Annotated in this window: 20 protein-coding genes; 16 read left to right on the top strand and 4 right to left on the bottom strand. The window is 69.6% G+C overall.

Features of this window, described 5'->3' with window-relative positions:
• The first annotated feature begins 16 nt into the window (after nucleotides 1–16).
• Entirely contained in the window at nucleotides 17–949 is a 933-nt protein-coding gene (locus ACS5PV_RS21095) for a cation diffusion facilitator family transporter (protein ID WP_455397306.1), read from the top strand.
• 129 nt (nucleotides 950–1,078) lie between these two features.
• Here ACS5PV_RS21095 and ACS5PV_RS21090 read toward each other — a convergent pair whose 3' ends face one another.
• The gene (locus ACS5PV_RS21090; protein WP_455397305.1) at nucleotides 1,079–2,431 is read right to left on the bottom strand and encodes a transglycosylase SLT domain-containing protein; all 1,353 of its coding nucleotides are present in this window, start codon (nucleotides 2,429–2,431) and stop codon (nucleotides 1,079–1,081) included.
• A 343-nt stretch (nucleotides 2,432–2,774) separates the two neighbouring features.
• On the opposite strand from ACS5PV_RS21090, the gene ACS5PV_RS21085 reads away from it, so the two are divergent.
• The 11 genes from ACS5PV_RS21085 (at nucleotide 2,775) to ACS5PV_RS21035 (ending at nucleotide 15,195) form a co-directional block, all read left to right on the top strand.
• On the top strand, nucleotides 2,775–3,965 hold the full coding sequence (locus ACS5PV_RS21085; RefSeq protein ID WP_455397304.1) for an inositol-3-phosphate synthase: 1,191 nt from the start codon (nucleotides 2,775–2,777) through the stop codon (nucleotides 3,963–3,965).
• A gap of 2 nt (nucleotides 3,966–3,967) precedes the next feature.
• Nucleotides 3,968–4,894: a hypothetical protein gene (locus ACS5PV_RS21080; protein ID WP_455397303.1), complete on the top strand. Its 927-nt coding sequence runs from the start codon at nucleotides 3,968–3,970 to the stop codon at nucleotides 4,892–4,894.
• Between the two features lie 109 nt (nucleotides 4,895–5,003).
• On the top strand, nucleotides 5,004–6,176 hold the full coding sequence (locus ACS5PV_RS21075; protein ID WP_455397302.1) for a class I SAM-dependent methyltransferase: 1,173 nt from the start codon (nucleotides 5,004–5,006) through the stop codon (nucleotides 6,174–6,176).
• A complete protein-coding gene (locus ACS5PV_RS21070) occupies nucleotides 6,176–7,219 on the top strand; it encodes a Gfo/Idh/MocA family protein (RefSeq protein ID WP_455397301.1) in 1,044 nt (347 codons plus the stop codon). The genes ACS5PV_RS21075 and ACS5PV_RS21070 overlap by 1 nt, the downstream gene beginning before the upstream one ends.
• Nucleotides 7,220–7,244: 25 nt before the next feature.
• Nucleotides 7,245–8,801, top strand: coding sequence for a YcaO-like family protein (locus ACS5PV_RS21065; protein WP_455397300.1), 1,557 nt, complete (start codon nucleotides 7,245–7,247; stop codon nucleotides 8,799–8,801).
• On the top strand, nucleotides 8,798–9,622 hold the full coding sequence (locus ACS5PV_RS21060) for a sugar phosphate isomerase/epimerase family protein (RefSeq protein ID WP_455397299.1): 825 nt from the start codon (nucleotides 8,798–8,800) through the stop codon (nucleotides 9,620–9,622). Before ACS5PV_RS21065 ends, ACS5PV_RS21060 begins: the two co-directional genes overlap by 4 nt.
• Entirely contained in the window at nucleotides 9,619–10,854 is a 1,236-nt protein-coding gene (locus ACS5PV_RS21055; RefSeq protein ID WP_455397298.1) for a glycosyltransferase family 4 protein, read from the top strand. The genes ACS5PV_RS21060 and ACS5PV_RS21055 overlap by 4 nt, the downstream gene beginning before the upstream one ends.
• A 276-nt stretch (nucleotides 10,855–11,130) precedes the next feature.
• Nucleotides 11,131–11,880, top strand: coding sequence for a PIG-L deacetylase family protein (locus tag ACS5PV_RS21050; RefSeq protein ID WP_455397297.1), 750 nt, complete (start codon nucleotides 11,131–11,133; stop codon nucleotides 11,878–11,880).
• Nucleotides 11,877–12,506, top strand: a complete 630-nt coding sequence (locus ACS5PV_RS21045; RefSeq protein ID WP_455397296.1) for a uracil-DNA glycosylase — start codon at nucleotides 11,877–11,879, stop codon at nucleotides 12,504–12,506. The genes ACS5PV_RS21050 and ACS5PV_RS21045 overlap by 4 nt, the downstream gene beginning before the upstream one ends.
• A 183-nt stretch (nucleotides 12,507–12,689) precedes the next feature.
• Entirely contained in the window at nucleotides 12,690–13,826 is a 1,137-nt protein-coding gene (locus tag ACS5PV_RS21040) for a lysylphosphatidylglycerol synthase domain-containing protein (protein ID WP_455397295.1), read from the top strand.
• A 40-nt stretch (nucleotides 13,827–13,866) separates the two neighbouring features.
• Nucleotides 13,867–15,195 (top strand): ATP-binding protein, encoded by a 1,329-nt coding sequence (locus ACS5PV_RS21035; RefSeq protein ID WP_455397294.1) that lies wholly within the window; start codon nucleotides 13,867–13,869, stop codon nucleotides 15,193–15,195.
• Here ACS5PV_RS21035 and ACS5PV_RS21030 read toward each other — a convergent pair.
• A complete protein-coding gene (locus ACS5PV_RS21030) occupies nucleotides 15,162–15,800 on the bottom strand; it encodes a DUF1007 family protein (RefSeq protein WP_455397293.1) in 639 nt (212 codons plus the stop codon). The genes ACS5PV_RS21035 and ACS5PV_RS21030 overlap by 34 nt on opposite strands.
• A gap of 187 nt (nucleotides 15,801–15,987) precedes the next feature.
• Between ACS5PV_RS21030 and ACS5PV_RS21025 the strand changes: the two genes are divergently transcribed.
• Complete coding sequence (locus ACS5PV_RS21025; RefSeq protein WP_455397292.1) at nucleotides 15,988–18,399, top strand: heavy metal translocating P-type ATPase; 2,412 nt, start codon at nucleotides 15,988–15,990, stop codon at nucleotides 18,397–18,399.
• Between the two features lie 12 nt (nucleotides 18,400–18,411).
• On the opposite strand, the gene ACS5PV_RS21020 is transcribed toward ACS5PV_RS21025, so the two are convergent.
• Nucleotides 18,412–19,500: a mandelate racemase/muconate lactonizing enzyme family protein gene (locus tag ACS5PV_RS21020; protein WP_455397291.1), complete on the bottom strand. Its 1,089-nt coding sequence runs from the start codon at nucleotides 19,498–19,500 to the stop codon at nucleotides 18,412–18,414.
• Nucleotides 19,501–19,814: 314 nt separating this feature from the next.
• Here ACS5PV_RS21020 and ACS5PV_RS21015 point away from each other — a divergent pair, with 314 nt between their 5' ends.
• From ACS5PV_RS21015 to ACS5PV_RS21005, 3 genes are all read left to right on the top strand, one after another.
• Nucleotides 19,815–21,194 (top strand): ABC transporter substrate-binding protein, encoded by a 1,380-nt coding sequence (locus tag ACS5PV_RS21015; protein WP_455397290.1) that lies wholly within the window; start codon nucleotides 19,815–19,817, stop codon nucleotides 21,192–21,194.
• A gap of 387 nt (nucleotides 21,195–21,581) precedes the next feature.
• On the top strand, nucleotides 21,582–22,451 hold the full coding sequence (locus ACS5PV_RS21010; RefSeq protein WP_455397289.1) for a carbohydrate ABC transporter permease: 870 nt from the start codon (nucleotides 21,582–21,584) through the stop codon (nucleotides 22,449–22,451).
• On the top strand, nucleotides 22,448–23,362 hold the full coding sequence (locus ACS5PV_RS21005; RefSeq protein WP_455397288.1) for a carbohydrate ABC transporter permease: 915 nt from the start codon (nucleotides 22,448–22,450) through the stop codon (nucleotides 23,360–23,362). Before ACS5PV_RS21010 ends, ACS5PV_RS21005 begins: the two co-directional genes overlap by 4 nt.
• A gap of 202 nt (nucleotides 23,363–23,564) precedes the next feature.
• Here the strand turns inward: ACS5PV_RS21005 and ACS5PV_RS21000 are convergent, their stop codons facing one another.
• The gene (locus tag ACS5PV_RS21000) at nucleotides 23,565–25,073 is read right to left on the bottom strand and encodes a hypothetical protein (RefSeq protein WP_455397287.1); all 1,509 of its coding nucleotides are present in this window, start codon (nucleotides 25,071–25,073) and stop codon (nucleotides 23,565–23,567) included.
• Nucleotides 25,074–25,227: the final 154 nt, after the last annotated feature.

Below are 25,227 nucleotides of genomic sequence, written 5' to 3'. Positions count from 1 at the left end.
CCAGGATACCGAAACCTTGGCCCCAACGGGATCGAAGCTCGTCGTCTACGCCGCACTGGCCGGCAACCTCGCCATCGCGGTCACCAAGCTCGCGGCCGCCTCCTATACCGGGTCGGGGGCGATGTTCACGGAAGCGGTGCATTCCTTCGTCGATACCGGCAACCAGGGCCTGCTGCTCTACGGGATGCGGCGCGCGGCGCGGCCTCCCGACGACAGCCACAATTTCGGGCACGGGCTGGAATTGTACTTCTGGTCCTTCGTCGTCGCACTGCTGATCTTCACCCTCGGCGGCGCCTACGCGGTCTACGAGGGCGTCGAGAAGCTCCACCATCCCGAGCCGATGACGGCGCCGTGGGTCAATGTCGGGGTGATCGTGCTGTCGGGCGTCTTCGAGGGGCTGTCGTTCCGCACGGCGCGCCGCGAGATGCGGGCGCGCTTTGCCCGCGAATCGCTCTGGACCGCGGTCACCCGCAGCAAGGACCCGGGCACCTTCGCGATCATCCTGGAGGACGGGGCGGCGCTGATCGGACTCGGCCTGGCGCTCGTCGGCGTCGTCGCCAGCGGCTTCTTCGGCTGGCCGCACGGCGACGGCGTCGCCTCGGTGGCGATCGGCTGCCTGCTCATCGCGACCGCCGGCGTGCTGTTTCGCGAGACCCGCAGCCTGCTCACCGGCGAGAGCGCCTCGCCGCGGGTGATCGAGCAGGCGAAGGCGATCCTCGCGGCCGATCCCCGGGTGGTGCGGATCGAGCGGATGCGCAGCCTTCAGCTCGGCCCCGGCACGGTGCTGCTCGCCGTCACCCTCGACCTCGCCCCGGGCCTCTCCGGCGAGGAGCTGCGCCGCGCGATCCATGACCTGCGGGCCGCCATCCGCCACGGCCTGCCGGGCGTCGCCCACCTCTATTTCCAGCTGCCGGTGCGGGAGCACGAGCCGATCCGGAAGGCCGGTTAAAAAATCGCGAACGAGCCGGAACCGGTCGGCGCATCCGACGTTGTCGCAGTGTCCAGAGGCGACGGGCCGTCCTTCCCGTGCGCCGTCCCCACGGCCGCTTCGCTCAAGTTGAGGCCCAGGGTGTGAAAATCAGGGCAGCTGGCTCAGGGCCGCGGGCGGGGCATCGCTCGGGCGGCGCGTGTCGATCTGCTCCACGAATGCCACGACCGGCTGGTACAGGTCGAGGCGCTGGTCGATCATGCCGTCGAGTCGATCATAGACCTCGGCGACCGTCAGGCTGCGCGTCTTCCGGCCTTCGCGACGAAAGAACAGGCTGCGATTGGCCTTCGCGGCCGCCCGGAACGAGGCCTGGGCCGGCTGGTGCGGCTTCTCCGCCGTCAACTCCATGAACTTGCCGGCGCTCGCGGCGCCCAGGAAATGGGCGAAGTAGCATTCCGTCGTGGTCAGGTCGCGCCCGAGGCGCTGCTCGACCCGCGAGCGGTCGCGCTTCATCATCTCGCCGGCCATCAGGCTCGCCACGTAGGGGTCGCGCCGCAGGGCCAGCACCCGGCGCCGGTCGGCCTCCTTGAGCACCACCAGCGTGCCGCCGCGCTTCTCGATCATCTCCGCCTCGGCGGCGTAGCCGTGCTTGGCGCCGAAGCTGCGCAGCAATTCGAGCCAGGTGCCGGTGAGGAACTGGAACAGCCCCTCCGCCGTCGAGGTCGCGGCCCGCACGCTCGGCTGGAAGCTCGATTCCTTGTCGGCGAGCGCCATCAGGTAGACCGGGTCGGTCTCGGTCTCGCGGGCGGCCCGCACGATGGTCTCGACCAGGGCCTGCGGTACCTTCTTGTCGCCGAAGACCACCCGGCCGTCGGCGGTCACCTCGGGAAGCGCCGTGACCTCCGGCAGGGAGATCTCGTCGAACGCGAGGGCGTCCTGAGACAGCGACGCCTCCGGCGTCGGGCGGATCTCCTGCGTCGAGGGGAGGTCCTGAGCGGAGGGGGATTCCTGCACCGGGGAAGGCTCCTGCGCCGCGGGGGATCCTTGCGGCAACGCGGCCTCCCGGGCCGATGCGGTCCCGGCCGCCTCGTCCGGCGCGGTCAGCGCCGGCACCGTCTCCCGCATCTCGGCCCGCAGGCGCTCGAGGTCGTCGCGGATCAGCGCCGTCGTGCTCGGGGTCTCCTCGGCCGGCGCCGGGCCCTGCCAGTCCGGCGTCACGCCGCGGGACGCCGGCGGGCGGGGGGCGGAGAAGTCGATCCGGTCATGCGCCTCCGCCGCCGGGGCGACGGCGTCCTGCGGCAGGCAGGCCGCGAAGGCGACGCCGACGGCGAGCACGGCGGCAGCCTTGCGGCCGAGCGAGGCGGTCAGGGACAGGGCCCGGCCGCGCGCTACGGAATGGTGGCCTTCGCGGGCATCGAGCCAGCGGATGGTGTCGGTGCCCGTCTCGGGCACGAGTCGGCCAGCGTCGTCGGCGCGGGGCGCCGGCTCCGGGTAAACCCCCATCTCCAACCTTTTGTCCTTGGCACGGGTCCTGTCCTGGAGGGCCGCGCCGTGTTTCGTGCTTCGCTCGCCGGCACCTCTGGCCGTCCGGTGTGTCCAGAATGGGACGAGGCCGCGGCGAGCCGTGAGGTCATTTTGCGGCACCGTTTCTCTCGGGATGGTTAACGAGGCGTTGCGCGCGAGCCCGGCGGGTCGTCCCGGCCGACCGCGAGGGCACGAAAAAATCGCGCAAGAGCCGGAACCAAACACGTCCCGGGGCATTTCCAGTCGCCACGCGGAGTGGGCGAACGATTGCCCCGGCGCCCCGTCCGGGGTCCGCGGGCCATGAAGAGGACAAACCCTACCGATGAGCATGCAGCCCGGTCGGCGCGTTGGCGTCGCTTTCGTCGGCATGGGTGGGGCTGTCGCCACCACCGCCATCGCCGGCATCGAGATGATCAAGTCCGGTTCGAATCGTCTCGACGGTCTGCCCCTTGCGGGCCACGCGGTGGCCGGAATGGTCGGGTACAAGGATCTCGTCTTCGGTGGCTGGGACCTCAACGGTGACGATCTCGGCGCCGCGGCGACCGGTCACGGCGTGCTCACCAAGCAGGACATCGAGAACGGCGCCCAGGTGCTCAACGGCATGAAGCCGTGGCCGGCGGTCGGCAGCGCCAAGTTCTGCAAGAACATCGACGGCGGCAACCGCATCGTCGCCAAGGATCACCGCGAGGCGGTCGACTGCATCGCCGACGACCTCAAGCGCTTCCGCGAGGAATCGGGCGTCGACGACGTGGTGGTGGTCAACCTCGCCTCGACCGAGCGCTGGCCCGACCTCGACGACCCGACGCTGAACTCGGCGGCCGCCTTCGAGCGCGGCCTCGACGCCAGCGACGAGGCGATCAGCCCGGCGATGCTCTACGCCTACGCGGCAATCAAGAACGGCATTCCCTACGCCAACTTCACCCCGTCGGTCGCCGCCGACGTGCCGGCGCTCGTCGATCTGGCCAAGCAGATGAACGTCCCGGTCGCCGGCAAGGACGGCAAGACCGGCCAGACGATGATGAAGACGGTGCTGGCGCCCGCGCTCAAGTCGCGCGCGCTCCACGTCGACGGCTGGTTCTCCACCAACATCCTCGGCAACCGCGACGGCCTGGCGCTGAACGACAAGGACTCGCTCCAGTCCAAGCTCAACACCAAGGGCACGGTGCTGGATTCGATCCTCGGCTATCCGGTCGAGGATCACCTGGTCCACATCCACTACTATCGCCCGCGCGGCGACGACAAGGAAGCCTGGGACAACATCGACGTCACCGGCTTCCTCGGTCAGCGGATGCAGATCAAGATCAACTTCCTGTGCAAGGACTCGATCCTGGCCGCTCCCCTGGTGATCGAGATCGCCCGCGTGCTGGATCTCGCCAAGAAGCGCGGTGACGGCGGCGTGCAGGAGCAGCTGTCGCTGTTCTTCAAGGCGCCGATGGTCAAGAACGGCCACGGCCCCGAGCACGCCTTCGGCGCGCAGGAGCGCATGCTGCTCGACTGGCTCGGCGTCCACTAGGGATGGCCGGCAGCAACGACTCGGCGGGCGGGGCTACGGCCCCGCTTCCCCTGCGCGAGCTCCTGGTCGAGCTCAACGACATCAAGCGCGTCCGGTCCGCCGGGCGCGACGGCTCGATCGCCCAGCGCCTCTTCCTCCAGGCCTGGGCGGCGCTGACCGGCGGGGCCGACCCGGAGGCGCTCGCCCTCGACATCACCGCCAAGGCGCTCGCCGCCTCCCGCCTCGGCGACCTCGACGCCGCCTTCCTCTCCGTCGCCGGCCTCTCGCCCGATCAGGCCTCAGCCGTGCTGGTGCGGGGCTTCGACGAGGTGGCGGGCCCGCTCGATCCTGCCCTGGCGCAGCGCCTGCGCGCCTGCCTCGCCGCGCCGCGGGACTGGACGCCCGGTCCGCTGCCGCACTTCGCCGTGCTCCAGGCCGGCCAGCCGCGGGCCGGCGTCACCTGTCCGGGCAAGCCGCGCATCCTGCTCGAGCCGCCGGAGAACCACGCCGAGCACTGCCTGATGGTGGCGGCCTACGGCGTCGCCTTGAGCCCGTTCTACGGCGCCGACCCGACGACGGTGTTCGTGGCGGCCCTCGCCCACCACCTCCACAACGCGCTGATGCCCGATGCCGGCTTCACCGGCGAGATCCTGCTCGGCGACCACCTCGATGCGGTGATCGCGACCTTGAGCGAGCGGGCGCTCGCCGAACTCGATGCGCCTTTGCGCGCCACGGTCGTCTCCTCGCGAAAGATCCTGGCGGATGACGGCACGGCGGAGGGCCGTGCCTTCCACGCCGCCGACGTGATCGACCGGGTGTTGCAGATCGCCCAGCACCTGCGGGCGGCCTCGCTCACCATGGACACGGTGCTGGGCGAGATGGCGCTGGTCCACGACGGCCCCGTGAAGGGCTTTCACGACCGGGTGCTCGCCGACATGCGGCTGCCGTGACGAGGATCGCGGACGCCGTTCGGGGTCCGCGCGTCCTTGGGCGTCCGTGCCCGCGCCCTATCTCACGTCAGAGCCTGCTGTTGGGCGGGCGCCGCGAGGAAACGCATCCGTGATCCCGTTCGGGCTCCTCTCGCCGGTCACCGGCGAGGCGCTGCACCACGACACGCCCCATTCCCTGCGCGAGGGCAAGCGCGGCCCGCGCTGGCCGGTGGTCGACGGCATCCCCTACCTGCGTGTCGGGCGCGAGGGCCTGGTGGGTGAAGTGCTGGGGCACCTCGACAAGGGTGCGCCGGGCCACGCCCTCGAATTGCTGCTCGCCGACCAGGACGACTGGTGGACCGGTCCGAAGGCCGATCCGGCGGCCCTGCGCGACCTCGTGCGCGAGATGAAGTACGTGTCCCTGCGCGAGGCCTGTGCCCGCCTCGGCTGGGGCCGGGTCGGCGATTACTTCGTCAACCGCTGGACCGACCCGACCTACCTCGCCGGGCTCGCCCTGCTGGAGGCGCACTGGAACAAGCCTCTCTGCGCCTTCGAGCTCGCCTGCGGCATCGGCCACTACCTGCGCGAGTTGCAGGGGCGGGGGGTGCGGGTGTCGGGGGGCGACGTCGTCTTCGCCAAGCTCTGGGTCGCCCGCCACTGGGTCGCCGGGCAGCGGCCGCAGCTCGTCTGCTTCGACGCCGCCGGCCCGCACTGGCCGATCGACCAGGCGCCGGTCGACCTCGTGATGTGCCACGACGCGTTCTACTTCCTGCCCGAGAAGGCCCGCATCCTCGAAGCCTTGCGCAAGACCGCCGGCGAGGAGGGCTGGCTGGCCCTGAGCCACGTCCACAACAGCGCCCGCCCCGGCTTCTCGGCCGGGCACGCGGTCTCGGCAGCCGAGATCGAGGAGCTGTTTCCCGACGGCCTCGTCTACGACGACGACGAATTGACCCGGGCGCTGGTCGAGGCGCGCGCGCCGGTGCCGGCGGAAGCGGCCGCCCTCGATCACGCCGAGGCGTTCTCGGTCGTCTGCGGCCCCGGCATGCGCCCGGCGCCCCGGCCCCTCGTCGACGGGCTGACCCTGCCGCGGGAAGGCGCGACCTTGCGGCTCAACCCGCTCTACGCGCCCGACCCGGCCGGGGGCTACGCCATCGCCTGGCCTTCCGAGCGCTACCGCGACGAGTACGCGGCCCGCGCCACCTATCCGCTGCATTCCGAGGGCCCCGAGACCTTGGAGGCCAGCCCCGAGACCATCGAACGCGCCCGCATCCGCGAGTTCGTCGACCTGCCGGAGCGCTGGTGATGGGAGACTCGATCGGCTGGGGCATCGTCGGGTTCGGCTGGGTCGCCCGGGACTTCATGGCCCCGGCGATCCGGGATGCCGGCCACCGCCTCGTCGCGGTCTGCGATCCCGGCGCCGAGGCGCGGGAGGCCGCGCTGGCGCGCGGCGCGCGGGCGCATGCCGACCTCGCCGGGCTCATCGCCGAGCCGGAGGTCGAGGCGGTCTACGTCGCGACCCCCAACCACCTGCATCGCGGCGCCGTCGAGGCCCTGGCTCATGCCGGCAAGGCGATCCTGTGCGAGAAGCCGATGGCGGCGGCGCTGGAGGACGCCGAGGCGATGGCGGCGGCGGTCTCCCGCACCGGCACGCTCTACGGCACCGCCTTCGACCAGCGCCACCACCCGGCCCACCGCCTGCTTCGCGACGAGATCCGCGACGGGCGGGTCGGCACCGTCACTGCGGTCCGCATCGTCTATGCCTGCTGGCTCGACCGGGGCTGGACGGCGATTCCGGGCCAGGCCAACTGGCGCATCGACCAGGCCCAGGCCGGCGGCGGCGCGCTGATGGACCTCGCCCCCCACGGCCTCGACCTGACCGACTTTCTGCTCGACGAGCCGGTCCTCGACGTCACCGCGCTGACCCAGGCGAGGGCGCAGGATTACGCGGTCGACGACGGCGCGCTGCTGATCGGGCGGACCGGCTCGGGCGTGCTGGCGAGCCTGCACGTCGCCTATAACTGCCCCGACGCCCTCCCGCGCCGGCGCCTGGAGATCGCCGGCACCAAGGGGCTGCTGGTTGCTCAAGATACGATGGGCCAGGAGGCGGGCGGCAGCGTCACCTTCACCGACGGCGCCACCGGCGGGACGATGCCGCTCTCCTTCGACACGCAGGCCTCGCCGTTCCTGGAGCAGGTGCGGGCCTTCGGGCGCTCCTTGCGCGATCCCGCCGGGCGCGAGGCCTGGTCGGCCGCGCGCGACCTGCACACGATGCGGCTGCTCGCCCGCGCCTACGCCGCCTCGCCCTCGCATCTGCCTGACCCATCCCCCGTCGTGCCGGCCGCCTGACGGCCCCCGAGGAGTCTGATCGCTCGTGGACAAACCCGCCGCACCCCGCCCCTACTCGTACGGTTCGAGCCGCGTCATCGAAGGCCTGCCCGAGCGCCTGCCGGACGCCGTGCGCGCCTATCTCGATGTGCTGCCGCCCGGAAAGATCGTCGGCTTTCCCCTGGCGCCCCTCGACCGGACCGGAGTGCCGTGCTGGTTCGTGTCGCTGTTCCTGGATGATCCGTACTTCGTCGGCGCGATGCCGAGCGGCATCGGCTACGGCGCCACCGACGACGAGGCGATCATCGGCTCGGTGGCCGAGATCGCCGAGAACCTGATGCCGAGCCTGGCGCTGATCCCGCGCAAGAAGGAGCGCGGCAGCTACCACGACCTCGTGCGGGTGTTCGGCGCGAACTCCGTCGCCGATCCGCTCACCCTCGGCCTGCCGGCCGGCAGCCCCGTCGACCGCGACACCGTGCTCGAATGGACCGGCACCGTGCGGGCGCGCACCGGCGAGACCGTGCTGATGCCGCTCGATCTCGCGGCGACCGACTATTTCGAGCTGTCGGAGGGCTACCAGCCCTTCACCAACCTCATCACCAACGGTCTGGGCGCGGGGCCCGACGTCGCGTTCGCCCTCGGGCACGGGCTGCTCGAACTCTTGCAGCGCGACGGCAACGGCCTGTTGTTTCGCGCCCTCGACCAGGGCGTGATGCTCGACGTGTCGGAGGGCTTGGGCCCCGAGACCCGGGGCATGCTCGACCGGCTGGAGGCGTTCGGCATCCGTGCGATGCCGAAATTCGCCACCGACCAGTTCGGCTTCACCAACGTCTACTGCGTCGGCTACGACCTCGACGCCTCCCGGACGCCGGCGCCGATCGCGCTCTCGGCCTGCGGCGAGGCCTGCGACCCCGACCGCGAGCGTGCCCTGCGCAAGGCGATCCTGGAATTCCAGGCCGCGCGGGTGCGCAAGACCTTCGGGCACGGGCCGCTCGCTCTCGCCCGCTCGATCACCCCGCCGGGCTACGTCGATGCCTTCATCGAGAAGGCGCTGCCGAGCCTCGACCTGGAGGAGGGCCGGGCGCTCGCCGCGATGCTCGACTGGATCGACAAGCCGGCCGAGACCCTGCGGGGCTTCCTTAGCCAGACCGTCTATTCCGAGCGCGCGACCAAGCGCTTCACCGACCTGCCGACGCAAGCCGCGCCCACCGGCCAGGACCGCGGCCGCATCGCCCGCGAGCGGCTGGAGGCGGAAGGGTTCGACGTTCTCTACGTCGACGCCTCGCCGCCCGGCGGCGGGGTCGGCATCGTCAAGGCGATCGTGCCGGGTCTCGAGGTCGAGACCATGAGCTACTACCGCATCGGCGAGCGCAACACCGCCAAGCTCATCGAGCGCGACCACCCGCTGATCCGCTTCGGGGAGCCGAGCGAGTCCCTGCGCCCGGTGCGCCTGACGCCCGAGGCGCTGGAGCGCTTCGGCGGCCAGCCGCTGTTCGACGTCGCACTGGCGGAAAAAATCGTCGGTCCGCTCTATCCGCTCTACCGCGAGCCGGAATCGCACCACGCGCCGTTCCGCCTGGAGCGCCGGGGGAGGGCGGCATGACGCTTCGCTTCGCCTACAACACCAACGGGGCGGCCAACCACCGCCTCGACGACGCGCTCGGCCTGATCGCCGATGCCGGCTACGATGGCGTGGCGCTCACCCTCGACATCCACCACCTCGACCCCTTCGCCGAGGATTGGGCGCAGGCGGCCGAGCGGGTCCGGGGCCGGCTCTACAACTTGAATCTCGGCTCGGTGATCGAGACCGGCGCCCGGTTCCTGCTCGATCCGCGCGCCAAGCACGAGCCGACCCTGGTGACGGCCGATCCCGCCGGCCGCGCCCGCCGGGTCGCCTTCCTGCACCGGGCGATCGACATCGCGGCGATCCTCGGCTCGGAGGCGGTGTCGTTCTGGGCCGGGGTGCCGAAGCCCGGCGTCGATCCGGGACAGGCGCGCGGCTGGCTGCGCGACGGCCTCGAACAGGTCGTCGCCTACGCCGCCGAGCGCCGGGTCGTCGCAGCGCTCGAGCCCGAGCCCGGCATGCTGGTCGAGACCCTGGACGACTACGTCGCCCTCGACGTGCACGGCCTCCGGCTCGCGCTCGATACCGGCCACTGCCTGGTGACGCAGGAGCGCGAGCCGGCCGCCGCGGTGAAGGAATTCGCCGACCGGCTCGGTACCGTGGCGATCGAGGACATGGCGCGGGGCACCCACATCCACCTGCCCTTCGGCGAGGGCGACATGGACGTGCCGGGCGTGCTCGACGCGCTGGAGGCGATCGACTTCGACAAGCTCGTCTGCGTGGAACTCTCCCGCGAGAGCCACCGGGCCGACCGGATGATCCCGGATTCGCTCCGCTACCTCCGGGAGTGCCGCCGATGAGGGTGTGTTTCGTCAGCCGGCGCTACTTCCCGGCCATCTCCGGCATGAGCGTCTACGCCCAGAACCTGCTGCGCGAGCTCGCCGGGGCCGGCCACGACGTCACGATGGTGAGCCAGTACCGGGGCGACGCCTTCGGCACCAAGGTCTATGGCGGCGGTCCGCCCCCTCCCGTGCCCGGCGTGCGGGTGGTCGGCCTCGAGCAGGTCGGCGAGCAGGAGAGCGGCGACTTCGAGCGCGACATCGCCACGATGGTCGAGACCATCGCGGCCGAGCACGCGCGCAAGCCCTTCGACGTGCTGCACGCGCAGTACGGCTACCCCACGGGCTTTGCCACGCTGATCGCCTCGAAGAGGCTGGGCGTGCCGAACGTCGTCTCGATCCAGGGCGGCGACGGCCACTGGGTCGGCTCGTGCTGCGAGACCCACCGCCTCGCCATGGTGCGGGTGCTCGCCCACGCCAACGCGCTCCTGATCGGCGGGCGCTCCTTCGTGGCCGAGGTCTGCGACCGGCTCGGCAGCGATCCCGATCGCTTCACCATCGTGCCGGGCGCGGTCGACACCGCGCGCTTCCGCCCGCCTGAAGGATGGAAGCCGGGCGACGCGACTGACCCGGTGCGGTTGTTCTATCACGGCCGGGTCGACCGCCGGAAAGGCGTGCTCGACTTCCTCGACGCGCTCAGCCTGCTGCGCCTGCGCGGCACGCCGTTTGCCGCCATCATCTCCGGCATCGGCCCCGACGTGGAGCCGGCCCGCGCGCTCGCCGCCGATCTCGGCTTCTCGGAGAGCCAGGTGCGCTTCACCGGCTACGCCGAATACGACGCGGTGCCGGGCCTCTACGCGATGGGCGACGTGTTCGTCTCGCCGACCTACGCGGAAGGGTTCTCCAACACCATCCTGGAGGCGATGGCGGCGGGGCAGGCGGTGGTCTCGACCCATTCCGTCGGCGTCTCGGACTGCCTGCGCGACGAGGAGAACGGGCTGATGGTCCAGCCCGGCGACGTGCCGGCGCTGGCCGAGGCCCTGCACCGGATCATCACCGACCGGCCCTTGCGCGCCCGCCTCGCCGCGGCGGCGCTGGAGGAGTGCCGGCGGGTCTATTCCTGGCAGGCGGTGGGGCGGCAGATCATGGAGGTCTACGCCGCGGTGAAGGGCGAGCGGCCGGATCCGGCCTTCGACCCGAACCTGCCGCACGATCCGGGCTGCCGGTTCCGGGCGGAGCCGCATCTGTTGTGAGGGCAATTCCGGCGCGGACGGAAGTTTCCCTCCTGGGCTACGCGCATATCTCCTCTCCCCGCGGGCGGGGAGAGGGCTGCTGACCCCTTGTCGGGTCAGCAGCGAGGCGTCAGCCGAGGGTGAGGGGGTATTTCCGGAGGAGCCTCATCCGGCAACACCCCCTCACCCTCGCCCTTCGGGCTTGCCGCGCCCTCTGAACGAGGGCTTGGCCCTCTCCCCGCCCGCGGGGAGAGGAGAACCCTGCGCTCTGCTGGTTTCCTCTTAATATGTGAGTCGATGCCCACAGCCCTCGCCCTCTCGCCCCATCTCGACGATGCCGCGTTCTCCTGCGGCGGCACCCTGGCGCAGCTCGCGCGCGGGGGCTGGCGGGTGGTGATGGTGACGCTGCTCACCGCCAGCGTGCCCGATCCCACCGGCTTCGCGCTCGCCTGCCAACTCGACAAGGGGCTCGGGCCCGATATCGACTACATGGCGTTGCGCCGCGACGAGGACCGGGTCGCCGCCGACGCGCTCAGGGTGAACCCCCCGGTCCACGTCGCGCTTCGGGAGGCGCCGCATCGCGGCTACGCCTCGGCGCCGGAACTCTTCGCCGGGACCCGGCCCGACGATTCCCTCGCCGACGACCTCGCCCCGGTGCTGGCCCGCCTGATGGAGGAGGCCGCGCCCGACCTGCTGCTCGCCCCGCAAGGGGTGGGCGGCCACGTCGATCACGTCCAGCTGGTGCGCGCGCTCACCGCGCTCTCTCCGGCCTGCCCGGTGCTGTGGTGGCGCGACTTTCCCTACACCGTGCGCCACCCCGACCCGAAGGAGCCTTTTCGCGAGACCTTCGCGGGCCTTCCCGCCCTCACCGTGCGCCTGTCCCCGGATGAGGCGGCGGCCAAGCACGCGGCCTGCGCAGCGTATACGAGCCAGATCGGCTTCCAGTTCGGCGGTCCCGACGGCCTCGCCGAGCGCCTGGACGCCGAGGGCGCCCGCGAGCATTTCCGCCTCGCCGGCGCCGTGCCCGAGGGGCTGGTTCTCGCGTGAGCGGCGGGCCGGCGACGCCCAAGAGCCTCGCCGATCCCGGCGCCGTCGCGGCGCGCCACGCCCTCGTCGAGGTCAGCCCCCACCTCGCCCCCTTGCGCCGCCTCGCCGGGCGGATCCGGACCGAGCGGGACCGGCCGGTGCCCGAGGCCGATCCCCTCGACGGCGGCGTCGAGGCCCGCCTGCTGCTGCTGCTCGAGACGCCCGGCCCGGCGACCGGCCGCACCGCCTTCGTCTCCCGCGACAACCCGACCGGCACCGCCGCCAACCTGTTTCGCTTCCTGTCGCAGGCTGGCATCGCGCGGGCCGACACCCTGATCTGGAACGCCGTGCCGTGGGTGATCCACGAGCCCGGGGCCCGCAACCGGGCGCCGCGCACCGGGGAGATCCGGGCAGCGAGAGCCTACCTGCCGCCGCTGCTCGCCCTGATGCCGAGGCTCGCGGTTGTCGTCCTGTCCGGCCGGGTCTCCCAGACGCTCGCGCCGGACCTCGCCGGGATCCGGCCCGACCTCCCCACCGTGGCGATCCCGCATCCGAGCCCGACCTACGTCTGCACCAGCCCGCTGGTGGCCCAGCGCATCGCCGCGGGGCTCGCGGAGGCGGCGCGCCATCTCCGTCCTTCCGGTTGATTTCCCGCCCGTTCCTCCTGGCCTGCCGCATGGTCCGGCTGGTCATTCGCCGGCAGACGGCCTACATGGCCCGGTATGCGAGCGGGGCTCGGTCGGAGTGCCGCCGGGCACTTTTGTGCGCGAGCCTGGCCGCGATCGGCCGCGGGCTCGCGCCGGCGACCAGCGGGGTCTGACGCCGACGCGATGAATTTCGCCACGCAGGACAACAACCTCGCGCAGGCCAAGCCCCTGCGCGACGACGGCGCCGGGATGCCGCGCGACGAGGACCCGGCCGGGCAGGATCCGGGCCGCGACCCCGCGCCTCGCGATCCCCAGCAGGATCCTCAAGCCGCGCGCCAGGCCCGGCACCGGCGCCGCTACGCCTGGATCGGCACGCTCGCCAGCGTGGTGCTGTTCGTCATCTCCCTCGGGGTGCTGGGCAAGCTCGTCTCCACCGTCACCTGGGCCGAACTGCGCACCGCCTTCCTGGCGGCGACGCCCGAGCAGGTCGGGATCGCCATCGCCCTCGTCGTGGTGAGCTACACGTTCCTCACCTGCTACGACGCCCTGGCGCTGCGACAGCTCAAGCTGAAGGTGCCCTACCGCACCACCGCGCTCGCCTCCTTCACCAGCTACGCGGTGAGCTTCAACCTCGGCTTCCCGCTGCTCACCGCCGGCACGGTGCGCTACTGGATCTATTCCGGACAAGGGCTCAGCCCCGGGCGCATCGCGGCGCTCACCATCGTCGCGGGCTTCACCTTCTGGCTCGGCATGGGGGCGGTGCTCGGCATCAGCCTGATCCGCGAGGCCGGGCCGCTCTCGCACCTCACCTATACCAGCGTCCTGTTCAACCAGGGCCTCGGGCTCGCGACGCTCGCCGCGGTCGTCGCCTATCTCGCCTGGGTCTCGCTCAAGCGCCGCAGCGTCAAGGTGCGGGGCTGGCGCCTGGAGCTGCCGGGCCTGAAGCTGTCCTTAAGCCAGATGCTCGTCGGCGCCGGCGACGTCTGCGCGGCGGCCGGCGTGCTCTACGTGCTGCTGCCGGCCGGCCACGGCGTCAGCTTCGAGGCCTTCGTGGCGATCTACGTGCTCGCCGCGATGCTCGGCATCGCCAGCCACGCGCCGGGCGGGCTCGGGGTGTTCGAGGCGACCGTGCTGCTCGCCCTCTCGGGCCTGCCGCGGGAATCGGTGCTCGGCGCGCTCCTGCTGTTCCGGGTCTGCTACTACCTGATCCCGTTCGTGGTGGCGCTCGCCGCGCTCGGCGCCTATGAGATCGCCAAGCGGGCGCGCCTCACCCCGCGGGAGGCGCCCGACGATGATGCCGAGAGCGACCCGACGTCCTGACGCCGGCGTTCCGGACGACGCGCCTCCCGACGATCCGGCGGTGCCCCCCATCCTGCCCGGCGCCTCCGGCGCCCTCACCTCCGCCCGGCGGGCGGCCTGGCGCGGGGCGCTCGTCGCCGTGCTGGTCGTCCTCGCCATCCATGCCTGGCACCACGGCTTCGATCTCGGCACCGCGCTGTCCGGCCTCGTCGCGCTCGTGGCCGGCGGCCTCGCGGCCTCGCCGCGCCGGGGCGAGCCGGTGCCGCGCTCCGACGCGGCGCCGGGCCGGGGCCGCCACGGCCTCGCCGAGGCGCTCCTCGCCAACATCCCCGACCCCGTCATCCTGATCGACCGCCGCGCCCTGGTGATCGAATCGAATGCCGCCGCCCGCGCGCTCCTGCCGTCGCTGCGGCCCCGCCACCCGCTCTCCTTCGCGCTGCGCGATCCCGACGTGCTCGCCGGCATCGAGACGGTGCTTCGCACCGGCGAGCCGCTGAAGACGGTCTATTCCCCGCGGGTGCCGACCGAGCGCACCTTCGAGGTCCAGATCGGCGCCATGCAGGGCGGCGAGGCCGGTCGGGCCGGGCCGAACCTGGTGCTGTTCCTGCGCGACCTCACCTCGGCCCAGCGCCTGGAGACGATGCGGGTCGATTTCGTCGCCAATGCCAGCCACGAGCTGCGCACGCCGCTCGCCTCGCTCCTCGGCTTCATCGAGACCCTGCAGGGACCGGCCCGGGAGGACGCCAAGGCGCGCGAGCGCTTCCTCGGCATCATGCGGGTCCAGGCCCTGCGCATGACCCGGCTGATCGACGACCTCCTGTCGCTCTCGCGCATCGAGCTGCGCGCCCACGTGCCGCCGACGCAAGGGGTCGATGTCGGCCCGCTCGCCCGCCAGATCGCCGACGCGCTCGGGCTGATCGCCCGCGAGCGCGGCGTCGCCCTCACCCTCGAGTCCGGGCCGGGGCCGCACCGCGTGCTCGGCGACCGCGACGAGCTCCTGCGGGTGATCGAGAACTTGGTCGAGAACGCCGTGAAGTACGGCGGCGACGGCGGCCGGGTCGAGTTGCGGCTCGCGACCCTGCCGGCGGAGGACGGCCGGCCGCCCCAGGTCGAGATCGCGGTGCGCGACGAGGGACCCGGCATCGCCCCCGAGCACCTGCCGCGCCTGACCGAGCGGTTCTACCGGGTCGACGCCGCGTCGAGCCGCCAGCAGGGCGGCACGGGCCTCGGGCTTGCCATCGTCAAGCACATCCTCAACCGCCACCGCGGCCGGCTGGTGATCGAGAGCACCCCGGGGGAGGGGGCGACGTTCCGCGCGCTCATCCCGGCGCTCGGCGAACCGGCGGCGCTCGCCGATCAGGGACAGGCGACGAGCAGGCGCCCGGTATAGTCGGCGGCGGCCGCTGCCGCCGCGCCCGGCGTGCCGGTGGCCTCCCCGTCGGGGATCAGCTGCTCGCCTTCCCGAGCCTGCTGGGGCGGGCGGGTGAACTTCAGGACGCAATCGGGCCCGCCCGACAGCCGCACCGCCTCGCCCGGCGGGAAGCCGAAGGCGACGTAGAAATCCGGATCGTCGACGCTCATCACCAGGGTGCGCACCGGGCCGGTGGGCCCTTGAGGCACCAGGGTGAAGTCGAAGGTGAGCCGGCCGTTCGAGAAGCTCGCCTTCGGGGCGGGCCCGCCCTTCAGCGCCAGCGGGCGCCCGTTGAGCTTTCCTTGCGTGAAGTACGCGGTCTCCGCCATCGCCTCCAGGCGCTCGGCCGCCATCGCGTCGAGTTTGGGCTGGTCGGGCACGCCGTCGCGCTTCGAATCGAGGTTCAGCACCGCGAAGGCCGAGTATTCCGGATCGAAGGTCCAGGATTCGCGCACAGCCACTAGGTTGCGCTTCTGGTCGAGCACCAGCTCGGCCCGGGCCTGCACCCAGACATGCGGATGCGCCAGCGCCGCCCCCGCCCCGCCGCACAGCATCGCCACTGCCGCCGCAACCCGCCCGATCATCGCCCGCTCCCGCTTCGCCCCGCCTCCGAAACCGCCTGGATCATGTCCCGGAGGTTTCCCGAGGCGGCCCGCTGCGCTCTGAGGCTCGAGCACGGCGAAACCATGTTCGGGACGCAACGGCCGTCGGCGATCCCGGCCATGTCGCTCCGCTGCCCCGCCCCCCACATCGGATGCGGGAGACCGCACCATGACCGCACCCGCCCGCCGCCTCACCCTGCCCGTCGAGGGCATGACCTGCGCCTCCTGCACCGGCCGCGTCGAGCGGGTGCTGAGCCGCGTACCGGGCGTCCAGGCGGTCGCCGTCAACCTCGCCACCGGCCGCGCCACCCTCGATCTGTCTCCCGACAACGACCCGACGGCGCTCACCGACGCGGTGGAGGGCGCCGGCTACGCCGTGCCGGAGGCGGTGAGCGAATTGTCCGTCGCGGGCATGACCTGCGCCTCCTGCACCGGCCGGGTCGAGCGGGTGCTCAGGGCCGTGCCCGGCGTGCGCGAGGCGAGCGCCAACCTCGCCACCGGCCGGGTCACCGTGCGCCACCCCGCCGGCCTCGTGCCGCCGGACGCCCTCGACGCGGCGATCCGGGACGCCGGCTACGAGCCCCGCCCCGTGCCGGCGGCGATGACGGCACCCGAGAAACCCCGCGAGGCCGCGGCGCTGACCCGCGGCCTGGTCCTCGCCGCCCTGCTCTCGCTCCCCGTCGTGGTACTCGACATGGGCAGCCATCTCGCCGGCCACGGCCTCCTGCCGGGGGCCTGGAGCGCCGGCATCCAGGCGGTGTTCGCCACCCTGGTCCTCGCCGGCCCAGGCTGGCGCTTCTTCTCCCGCGGCCTGCCCGGGCTGGTGCGCGGCCATCCGGACATGAACGCGCTCGTGGCGCTCGGCGCCGGCGCCGCCTACCTGTTCTCGCTCGTCGCGACCCTCGGTCCCGGCCTGCTGCCGGCGGGGGCGGCGCACGTCTATTTCGAGGCCTCGGTCCTCATCGTCACCCTGATCCTGCTGGGCCGCAGCCTTGAGGCGCGGGCGCGGGGCCGCACCGGCGCGGCGGTGGCCCGCCTCGTCGGCCTCGCGCCGAAGACCGCGCTGCGCCTGCGCGACGGCGTCGCGACCGAGGTGCCGGCGGCCGAGCTCGCGGTCGGCGACCACGTCCGCGTCCGCCCCGGCGAGCGCCTGCCGGCGGACGGACGGGTGATCGAGGGCCGCTCGCGCATCGACGAGAGCATGCTCACCGGCGAGCCGATGCCGGTGGCGAAGGCGCCGGGCGACCCCGTCACCGGCGGCACGGTCAACGGCACCGGCGCGCTCACCCTCGCGGTCGAGCGGGTCGGGGCCGACACCGCGCTCGCCCAGATCGTCCGCATGGTCGAGGCGGCGCAAGGGGCGAAGCTGCCGATCCAGGCGCTCGCCGACCGGGTCACTGCCCGCTTCGTGCCGGCGGTGCTGGCGCTCGCCTTCGTCACCTTCGTGACCTGGCTCGCGCTCGCGCCGGCTCCTGCGCTGGGCGAGGCCCTGGTCCACGCCGTCGCGGTGCTGATCATCGCCTGCCCCTGCGCCATGGGGCTTGCCACCCCGACCTCGATCATGGTCGGCACCGGCCGGGCGGCGGAGCGCGGCGTGCTGTTCCGCAGCGGGCAGGCGCTCCAGGCGCTCGAGGGGGTGCGCGTCGTCGCCTTCGACAAGACCGGCACCCTGACGGAAGGGCGGCCACAGCTCACCGACCTGATCCCCGCCCCCGGCTTCGACCCCGACGACGTCCTGGCCGCCGCCGCCGCTCTCGAGGCCCGCTCCGAGCACCCGGTCGCCCGCGCCATCGTGGCCGCCGCCGCGGAGAAGCGCTTGAGCCTGCCGCCGGTGAGCGAGGTCGCGGCGGTGCCGGGCCACGGCATCACCGGCCGGGCCGGCGACCGCACGGTCGCGGTCGGCAACGCCCGCCACCTCGCCGGTCTCGACCTCTCGGATCTGGCGCCCGAGGCCGAGCGCCTGGGGGGGCAGGGCCGCTCGCCGCTCTACGTCGCCCTCGACGGCGTGCCGGCGGCGGTCCTGGCGGTGTCCGATCCGGTCAAGCCCGGGTCGGCGGCGGCCGTGCGGGCGCTCACAGGCCAGGGCCTCGCGGTAGCGCTGGTCACCGGTGACGCGAGGGGGACCGCCGAGGGTGTCGCCCGGACGCTTGGCATCGGCACGGTGCTCGCCGAGGTGCTGCCCCAGGCCAAGCGCGACGCCGTCCGGTCCTTGCGCGAGCGGCACGGCCCGGTCGCCTTCGTGGGCGACGGCATCAACGACGCCCCGGCGCTCGCCGAGGCCGAGATCGGGCTCGCGATCGGCACCGGCACCGACGTGGCGGTGGAGAGCGCCGACGTGGTGCTGATGGCGGGCGACCCCGCCACCGTCGCCGAGGCCCTGCGGCTGTCGCGGGCGGTGATGCGCAACATCCGCCAGAACCTGTTCTGGGCCTTCGCCTACAACGTGGCGCTGATCCCGGTGGCCGCCGGCCTGCTGCGGGTGGTCGGCGGGCCGTCCCTGTCGCCGGTGCTGGCGGCGGGCGCGATGGCGCTGTCGAGCGTGTTCGTCCTCGGCAACGCCCTGCGGCTGCGGCGGGCCTGAGACCCTGGGGCGTCAGGCGCGGATGGCGTCGAGCCCCTTCCAGTCGAAGGCGATGCCGTGGCCCGGCCGGTCGGGCGCCACCGCGAAGCCGTCCCGGATCGCCAGCGGCTCGGCGATGTAGGCGTCGAGCCCGAAGCCGTGCGCCTCCAGGTAGGAGCGGTTGGGGCTGGCTGCGAGCAGGTGCACCGTCACGTCGTGGGCGCCGTGCGAGGTGACCGGCAGGTTGAAGGCCTCCGCCAGGTGCGCGATCTTCATGAACGGGGTCACGCCGCCGCAATTCGTCACGTCCGGCTCCGGATAGGTGACGCCGCCCGCCGCGATCAGCTGCTTGAAGTCCCACAGGGAGCGCAGGTTCTCGCCGGCGGCGATCGGCAGGCCGCCCTCGCGCACGACGCGAGCCTGGCCGGCAACGTCGTCGGGGATGACCGGCTCCTCCAGCCAGTACGGCGCGAAGGGCTGGAGGGCGCGGGCCGCGCGGATCGCCTCGTCGGCGCTCCAGCGCATGTTGGCGTCGACCATCAGGGGAAAGCCCTCGCCCAGGTGCTCGCGCATCGCCCGCACCCGCTCGACATCCTCGGAGAGACGCGCCCGCCCCACCTTCATCTTGATGGCGCGAAAGCCCTTCGCCAGGTTGTCGTCGGTCTGGCGCAGCAGCTGGTCGAGGGGCAGTTGCAGGTCGATGCCGCCGGCGTAACACGGCACCTTGGGGTCGTTGCCGCCGAGCAGCGTCCAAAGCGGCTGCCCGAGGCGCTTCGCCTTCAGGTCCCACAGCGCCATGTCGATGGCGGATTGCGCCAGCACCGCCGCGCCGCCGCGGCCGCCGTAATGCTGGCCCCACCAGATCCGCTGCCACAGGCGCTCGATCCGGTCGGCCTCCTGCCCGACGACCTGCTCGGGGATGTCGCGCCGCAGGATCGCGTCGATCGCCGCGCCGTTGCGGCCGCAGGTATAGGTGTAGCCGACGCCCTCCGCGCCGTCGGCGTCGCGCAAGACCACGGTGTTGAGCTCGAAGGCCCGCATGTCGCCGTGCATGCTGTCGCTGAGGGTCACGGCCAGCGGCACGCGGTAGTAGCCGGCCTCCAGCGAAACGATGCGGGGCATGGCGTTCCTCCTGATCTCGCAGCTCTTCGGCCGCTCCCGGACAGGTGAGCCCGGTGTTGTGACCAGGGCCTATGGGCGGTTAGCCGCATCGTCAAGACAGGGCGGCGATGCCTGATCGATGCGGCGGGGTGTATTGTCGGCAAGAGTATTGTGTCGTAAGGCGGAAATACTCGCAGTGGTGAATTGATCGAGCGCAATCGGGTTTTGCGCGGTCATACTTTGTGTTGACTTCCGCCGAATTGCCTCCCGCGCCGTCCCGTGCTGATATGCCGGCAGACCGCCCGGCCAACGGGGCGGGTGGGAGGATTCGATCGATGAAGCGGGTGATCGCGGGAGCGTTGTCGTTTGGCGCCCTGATTATGGCAGCGCTGCCGGCCGTCGCGCAGGACAACAAGACGCTCACCGTCTGGTTCAGCAAGGGCTTCTACCGCTCCGAGGACGAGTCGCTCTGGGCGACGATCAAGAAGTTCGAGCAGAAGACCGGGATCAAGGTCGAGCTGTCGCAATACGCGATCCAGGACATGATCCCGAAGACCGTGGCGGCGCTCGATTCCGGCTCGCCGCCCGATGTCGGCTATTCCGACACCTACAACAACCAGGCCGCCGGCAAGTGGGCCTACGAGGGCAAGCTCGAGGACCTCACCGACATCCTCCAGCCGATGATGCCGCGCTTCGCCCCGCAGACCGTCGAGCACGTGCTGCTCATGAACGGCCAGACCGGCAAGAAGGCCTATTACGGCTTCCCGCTCAAGCGCCAGACGCTCCACACCGAGACCTGGGGCGACATGCTCGAGAAGGCCGGCTTCAAGCCGACCGACGTGCCGAAGAACTGGGCCGAGTACTGGTCGTTCTGGTGCGACAAGGTCCAGCCGGCCTACCGCAAGGCGTCCGGCACTCGCACCTACGGCATCGGCGCGCCGATGGGTGTGGAATCGACCGACAGCTTCCAGTCCTTCTACGCCTTCATGGACGCCTACGACGCCCGGCTCGTCGACAACGACGGCAAGCTGACCGTCGACGACCCGAAGACCCGCGAGGGCCTGATCAAGGCCTTGAGGGACTACACCGACCCCTACGTGAAGGGCTGCGTGCCGCCGTCGGCCACGACCTGGAAGGACCCCGACAACAACGTCGCCTTCCACAACCGCACCACGGTGATGACGCACAACTTCACCATCTCGATCGCCGCCAAGTGGTACGAGGACAGCGTCAACCCGAACAACACGCCCGAGCAGCGCGAGGCTGCCAAGAAGGCCTACGAGGAGACGATCATCACCGCGCCGTTCCCGAACCGGCCGGACGGCAAGCCGATGACCTACCGCGCCGACGTCAAGCACGGCGTCGTCTTCTCGGGCGCCAAGAACAAGGCGGCGGCCAAGGAGTTCGTGAAGTTCATCATGGAGGAGGACAACCTCCGTCCCTACGTCGAGGGCGCGATCGGCCGCTGGTTCCCGGTGACCAAGGAGTCGATCGAGAGCCCGTTCTGGCAGGCCGACAAGCACCGCAAGGCGGTCTACAACCAGTTCAAGTCCGGCACCGAGCCGTTCGACTACGTGAAGAACTACAAGTTCACGCTGGTCAACAACGAGAACGTGTTCGCCAAGGCGATGAACCGGGTGGTGAGCGAGAAGGTCCCGGTCGAGAAGGCCGCCGACGAGATGCTGGCCCGGGTGAAGCAGATCGCCGGGCAGTAACGAGGACGGGGCTGCCCGGGGAAGGACGAGGCGCGGGAATACTCCTCTCCCCGCGGGCGGGGAGAGGGCCGAGCCGCCGTTCAGGCGGCGCGGCTAGCCCGAAGGGCGAGGGTGAGGGGGTGTTTCCGGACGAGCCTCATCCGGCGACACCCCCTCACCCTCGGCTGACGCCTCGCTGCGTTCCCTGGACGGGAACACAGCCCTCTCCCCGCCCGCGGGGAGAGGGGAAGCCCGCGCTTTCTTTTTGAAGACGGCCCCACGGAACACAAGGAGAGGCGCACATGCCTCGATCCACCCCATCCCGGGCGGGGTCCGATCACATCCTGATCGGGGCCCGCTCTCGGTTTTCACCCCAACCCCATCCCGGTCTCGTGAGGGAGCCAGACCATGTCCGCAACGGTCGCTGAGGCAGCGCCGGTCGCCGCGGCCCAGCCCTTCCGCCTGACCTCGTGGCAGGCCTGGGGGCTGATCCTGATCGCGCCCTACCTGCTGATCTTCCTGTTCTTCGTCATCTACCCGATCGGCTACGGCCTGTGGCTCGCCCGCAGCCCCGCGAGCTACGTGCACCTGGCGGAGGATCCGATCTTCGCCCGCGCCGTCGTCAACACGCTGGTGTTCCTGATCGTCGGCATCAACGTGAAGATGGCGATCGCGCTCCTCCTGTCGGGCTTCTTCACCAACGAGCGGAAGTGGATTCGCTGGCTGTCGGTGCTGTTCATCCTGCCCTGGGCGGTGCCGTCGATCCCCACCATCCTGTCGGTGCGGTTCATGCTGAACCCCGAATGGGGCGTGGTGAACTCGCTGATCTTCCGCTTCACCGGCGAGGACGGCCCGAACTGGCTCAACGACCCGTGGCTGGCCCTCACGCTGGCCATCGGCGTCCATATCTGGAAGTCGCTGCCGTTCTGGACGCTGATCCTGCTCGCCGGCCGGCTCGCCATCTCGGCCGACCTCTACGAGGCGGCCTCGGTGGATGGCGCCACCAAGTGGCAGAAGTTCCTGCACGTCACCTGGCCGTCGATGCGGACGCTCTACGTGACCTGCACCATCCTGTCGATGATCTGGACGCTGGGCGACTTCAACTCGGTCTACCTGCTCACCGGCGGCGGTCCCGCCGACCTGACCCACGTGCTGGCGACGCTCGGCATCCGGTACCTGCGCCTCGACCAGGTCGACCACTCGATGGCGGCGGTGGTCTGCGCGATGCCCTTCGTGCTGCCGCTGGTCTACGTGCTGATGAAGAGGCTCTCGAAATGAGCACGACCACCACCGCCCGCGCCCCCCTCGCCGCGCCTTCCGCGGAAGAGCGCTCCGCCGCCCGCACCAACTGGCTGCGGGCGGCCGGCACGGAGGCGAAGCTCCTCCTCGTCGGCATCCCGGTCCTGCTCTGGACCGTGATCCCGATCTACCACCTCGTCCTGTTCGCGATCTCGCCGAAGCAGGACGCGATGTCGGGTGCGCTGTTCCCGGCCCACCCGACGCTGCAGAACTTCAAGGTCGTGTTCGGGCAGCAGCACTACTTCCTGTCGAACTTCTGGCAGCAATTCTGGAACTCGGCGGTCATCGCCTTCGCGACCGGCGTGCTGACGCTGCTCGTCGCTACCGCGGCGGCCTTCGCGATCAGCCGCCTGAAGGTGAAGGGCGGCCGGACCGTGATGAACATGGCGCTGTTCACCTACTTCATCCCGGCCGCGTTCCTGGCCGTGCCGATGTACAAGACGATGGGGGCCTACGGGCTGCTCAACTCGAAATGGGCTTTGATCCTCGCGATGGTGACGATCGCCAGCCCCTACGCGATCTGGGTGCTGAAGCAGGCCTCCGACAAGCTGCCGGTGGAGCTGGACGAAGCCGCGATCATGGACGGCGCCTCGCCGCCCCAGCTCTTCCGCTTCGTCTACCTGCCGCTGATGGTCCCGTCGCTGGTCGCGATCGGCGTCTACGCGCTGCTGCTCGCCTGGAACGAGTACCTGTTCGCCTTCCTGCTCCTCTCCCGCGACACCGACGTGACCCTGCCGGTGGCGTTGGGGAGCTTTCTGGCGGCGGATGACTCGCCGTGGGAGCTGCTGATGACCACCGGGTTGATCTACGCCTTGCCGCCGGCTGCGATCTATTATGTATTCAAGCGGTATATGGTGGGTGGGTTGACGGCGGGGGCGGTTAAGAGCTGACCGCTGGTGGTCGCTTCTTGAAATAATATTTGCCGGCTGCAAGCGACCAGTTTGTAGCCGGTTTTTTTTAATCTTCATTAAGTTACTTGTCCCCCACATCTTCATTTTTTGATATAGCTTGAAGCTCAAAGGTAGGCGCACGTCAACTGTCAGCCTCGCCGACCAGTTCGATGTGGAGTATCTACATTGCGTAATTAGTAGATCAATTTACAGGTCCTATCATTCTGCCAGAAAAACTGCAAATTTGGCATGGTATTTTTTCGAGCACGCTCGTGATATTGGAGAAATTTTCGCTCGTAGCAATTATGATTTGAGCGCCAGACTGAGACATGCGTGCCGCTTCAACCAGAAGTCCAGCAACGCTTGTTTCTGCTGCTTCCTGCTGTCGAGGCTCATCAAAGACGACTAGGTGAGGATGGTTCGTCTGGGCTTTGCTGGAAACATCGAGAAGGCCGAGCTGGTATGCCCATTTCAAGCGAATGCTATCGCTTGCCGATAGTTCGAATCCAATCTCGAAGCCTTCTTTCTCGGGCCTATAGGAGTCTTCAGAGACTGTGAGGTCTTTAGGCGGGAATGTGATGAATCCATATCGACTAAGCTGCGATCGAATGGAGCTCTCTAGCAACCGGATCTTTGATCGGTCGGCATCGCTGAGCTTGTCTGAGGGTAAGTTTTTCTGTTCGGCTAAGTAGCCGCGCCAAATTAGTACCTGATCGCACATATGCGTAATTTTTTCATCGAAACGCGCTTGAACGTCCCTGAGTTGAATCAAGCGCTGTTCAAGCCTCAAACGCTGCTCGATGAAGGCAGAGGACGCCGATTCTGATGGCGCGATAAGATCGGCCTTAAGAGCGCGTAAACGTCCTGATAATTTGCGAACATCTTCGGCAATTTTTATCATCTCAAGACTGATATCTTTAATTACAGTATCTGATCTTACTAGTAGGCGTCTAAGGGCCTTGCGTTGTGCATCGAGGAAATCAATATTATCATCTAGCGACATTACAGATCCGATGGATCCCTGTGGCAAAAGTGATTGATCTATTGGCTGATCGCATGTCGGGCAATGGCTTGGATTGAGCCTCCTGGATAGCGTAGATCCAAAATTTTGAAGTTTCAAAGCGTCTTTATTTTTTTGAAGATCCTCATCAATTTGCATAATGCGCAGTTGTGTAGCTTCGTACTGTGTCCTTTCGGCTTGACGATTTCTATAAAGAGTGGTTCTTTCTGTGTTTAGAACAGTAATCTGCTGCGAAATATCTTCGATTTCTGAATAGATATCGTCAGAGACAGACTCAACGTCGGGCACGCTTTCGTGAGTAAGTTTTTCAATCCTATCTGAAAGGGACGTTATACAGCTTTGTAGTCGTTGCCATTCGCCATTTTCGAAAACTTCCAAATAAGCTTGTGTGACGTCTTCTAAAAATGCAGAAGGATGCATTGGGAGTCCTAAAATACGCAGCCCGGAAATCGATGCCATAGCGGCAGTGGCATCAAAGATTTTTGTCCATTCGGCTCGAACTGAATTCATATTCATTTCGATGTTTTGACGTCTAAGTTCAATATCATGAGTATCAAAATCCAATAAATATTCAACACTGCGTCTTTGTACTTCGCGAATGCGGAACTGAGTAGGAATGGCCCCAGGTATCGCTGACCACCCAACCTTTTGTTCTACGAAAAATAGAGGAAAGAGCGTCTCAAGATACAAGGGGCATTCCCCACCGTCATACCTCTTAACACTAGAGCGTGTTATGAACTTATGACGTAGCGTGGGCGTTGAGGGGTATGAGCGCCGATCGCCCCGCCTACCCGTCCGACGTGTCCGATGAAGAATGGGCGCTGGTGGCGCCGTACCTGGCGTT

The organism is Methylobacterium sp. Gmos1 (assembly GCF_053764715.1).
This window is presented reverse-complemented; position numbering and strand designations above follow the sequence as displayed.

Bases quoted from the DNA above. Each gene is read 5' to 3' on its own strand.
- ACS5PV_RS21090 (WP_455397305.1), bottom strand. From the start codon at position 2,431: ATGGGGGTTTACCCGGAGCCGGCGCCCCGCGCCGACGACGCTGGCCGA.
- ACS5PV_RS21085 (WP_455397304.1), top strand. From the start codon at position 2,775: ATGAGCATGCAGCCCGGTCGGCGCGTTGGCGTCGCTTTCGTCGGCATG.
- ACS5PV_RS21080 (WP_455397303.1), top strand. From the start codon at position 3,968: ATGGCCGGCAGCAACGACTCGGCGGGCGGGGCTACGGCCCCGCTTCCC.
- ACS5PV_RS21070 (WP_455397301.1), top strand. From the start codon at position 6,176: ATGGGAGACTCGATCGGCTGGGGCATCGTCGGGTTCGGCTGGGTCGCC.
- ACS5PV_RS21060 (WP_455397299.1), top strand. From the start codon at position 8,798: ATGACGCTTCGCTTCGCCTACAACACCAACGGGGCGGCCAACCACCGC.
- ACS5PV_RS21055 (WP_455397298.1), top strand. From the start codon at position 9,619: ATGAGGGTGTGTTTCGTCAGCCGGCGCTACTTCCCGGCCATCTCCGGC.
- ACS5PV_RS21050 (WP_455397297.1), top strand. From the start codon at position 11,131: ATGCCCACAGCCCTCGCCCTCTCGCCCCATCTCGACGATGCCGCGTTC.
- ACS5PV_RS21040 (WP_455397295.1), top strand. From the start codon at position 12,690: ATGAATTTCGCCACGCAGGACAACAACCTCGCGCAGGCCAAGCCCCTG.
- ACS5PV_RS21030 (WP_455397293.1), bottom strand. From the start codon at position 15,800: ATGATCGGGCGGGTTGCGGCGGCAGTGGCGATGCTGTGCGGCGGGGCG.
- ACS5PV_RS21025 (WP_455397292.1), top strand. From the start codon at position 15,988: ATGACCGCACCCGCCCGCCGCCTCACCCTGCCCGTCGAGGGCATGACC.
- ACS5PV_RS21020 (WP_455397291.1), bottom strand. From the start codon at position 19,500: ATGCCCCGCATCGTTTCGCTGGAGGCCGGCTACTACCGCGTGCCGCTG.
- ACS5PV_RS21015 (WP_455397290.1), top strand. From the start codon at position 19,815: ATGAAGCGGGTGATCGCGGGAGCGTTGTCGTTTGGCGCCCTGATTATG.
- ACS5PV_RS21010 (WP_455397289.1), top strand. From the start codon at position 21,582: ATGTCCGCAACGGTCGCTGAGGCAGCGCCGGTCGCCGCGGCCCAGCCC.
- ACS5PV_RS21005 (WP_455397288.1), top strand. From the start codon at position 22,448: ATGAGCACGACCACCACCGCCCGCGCCCCCCTCGCCGCGCCTTCCGCG.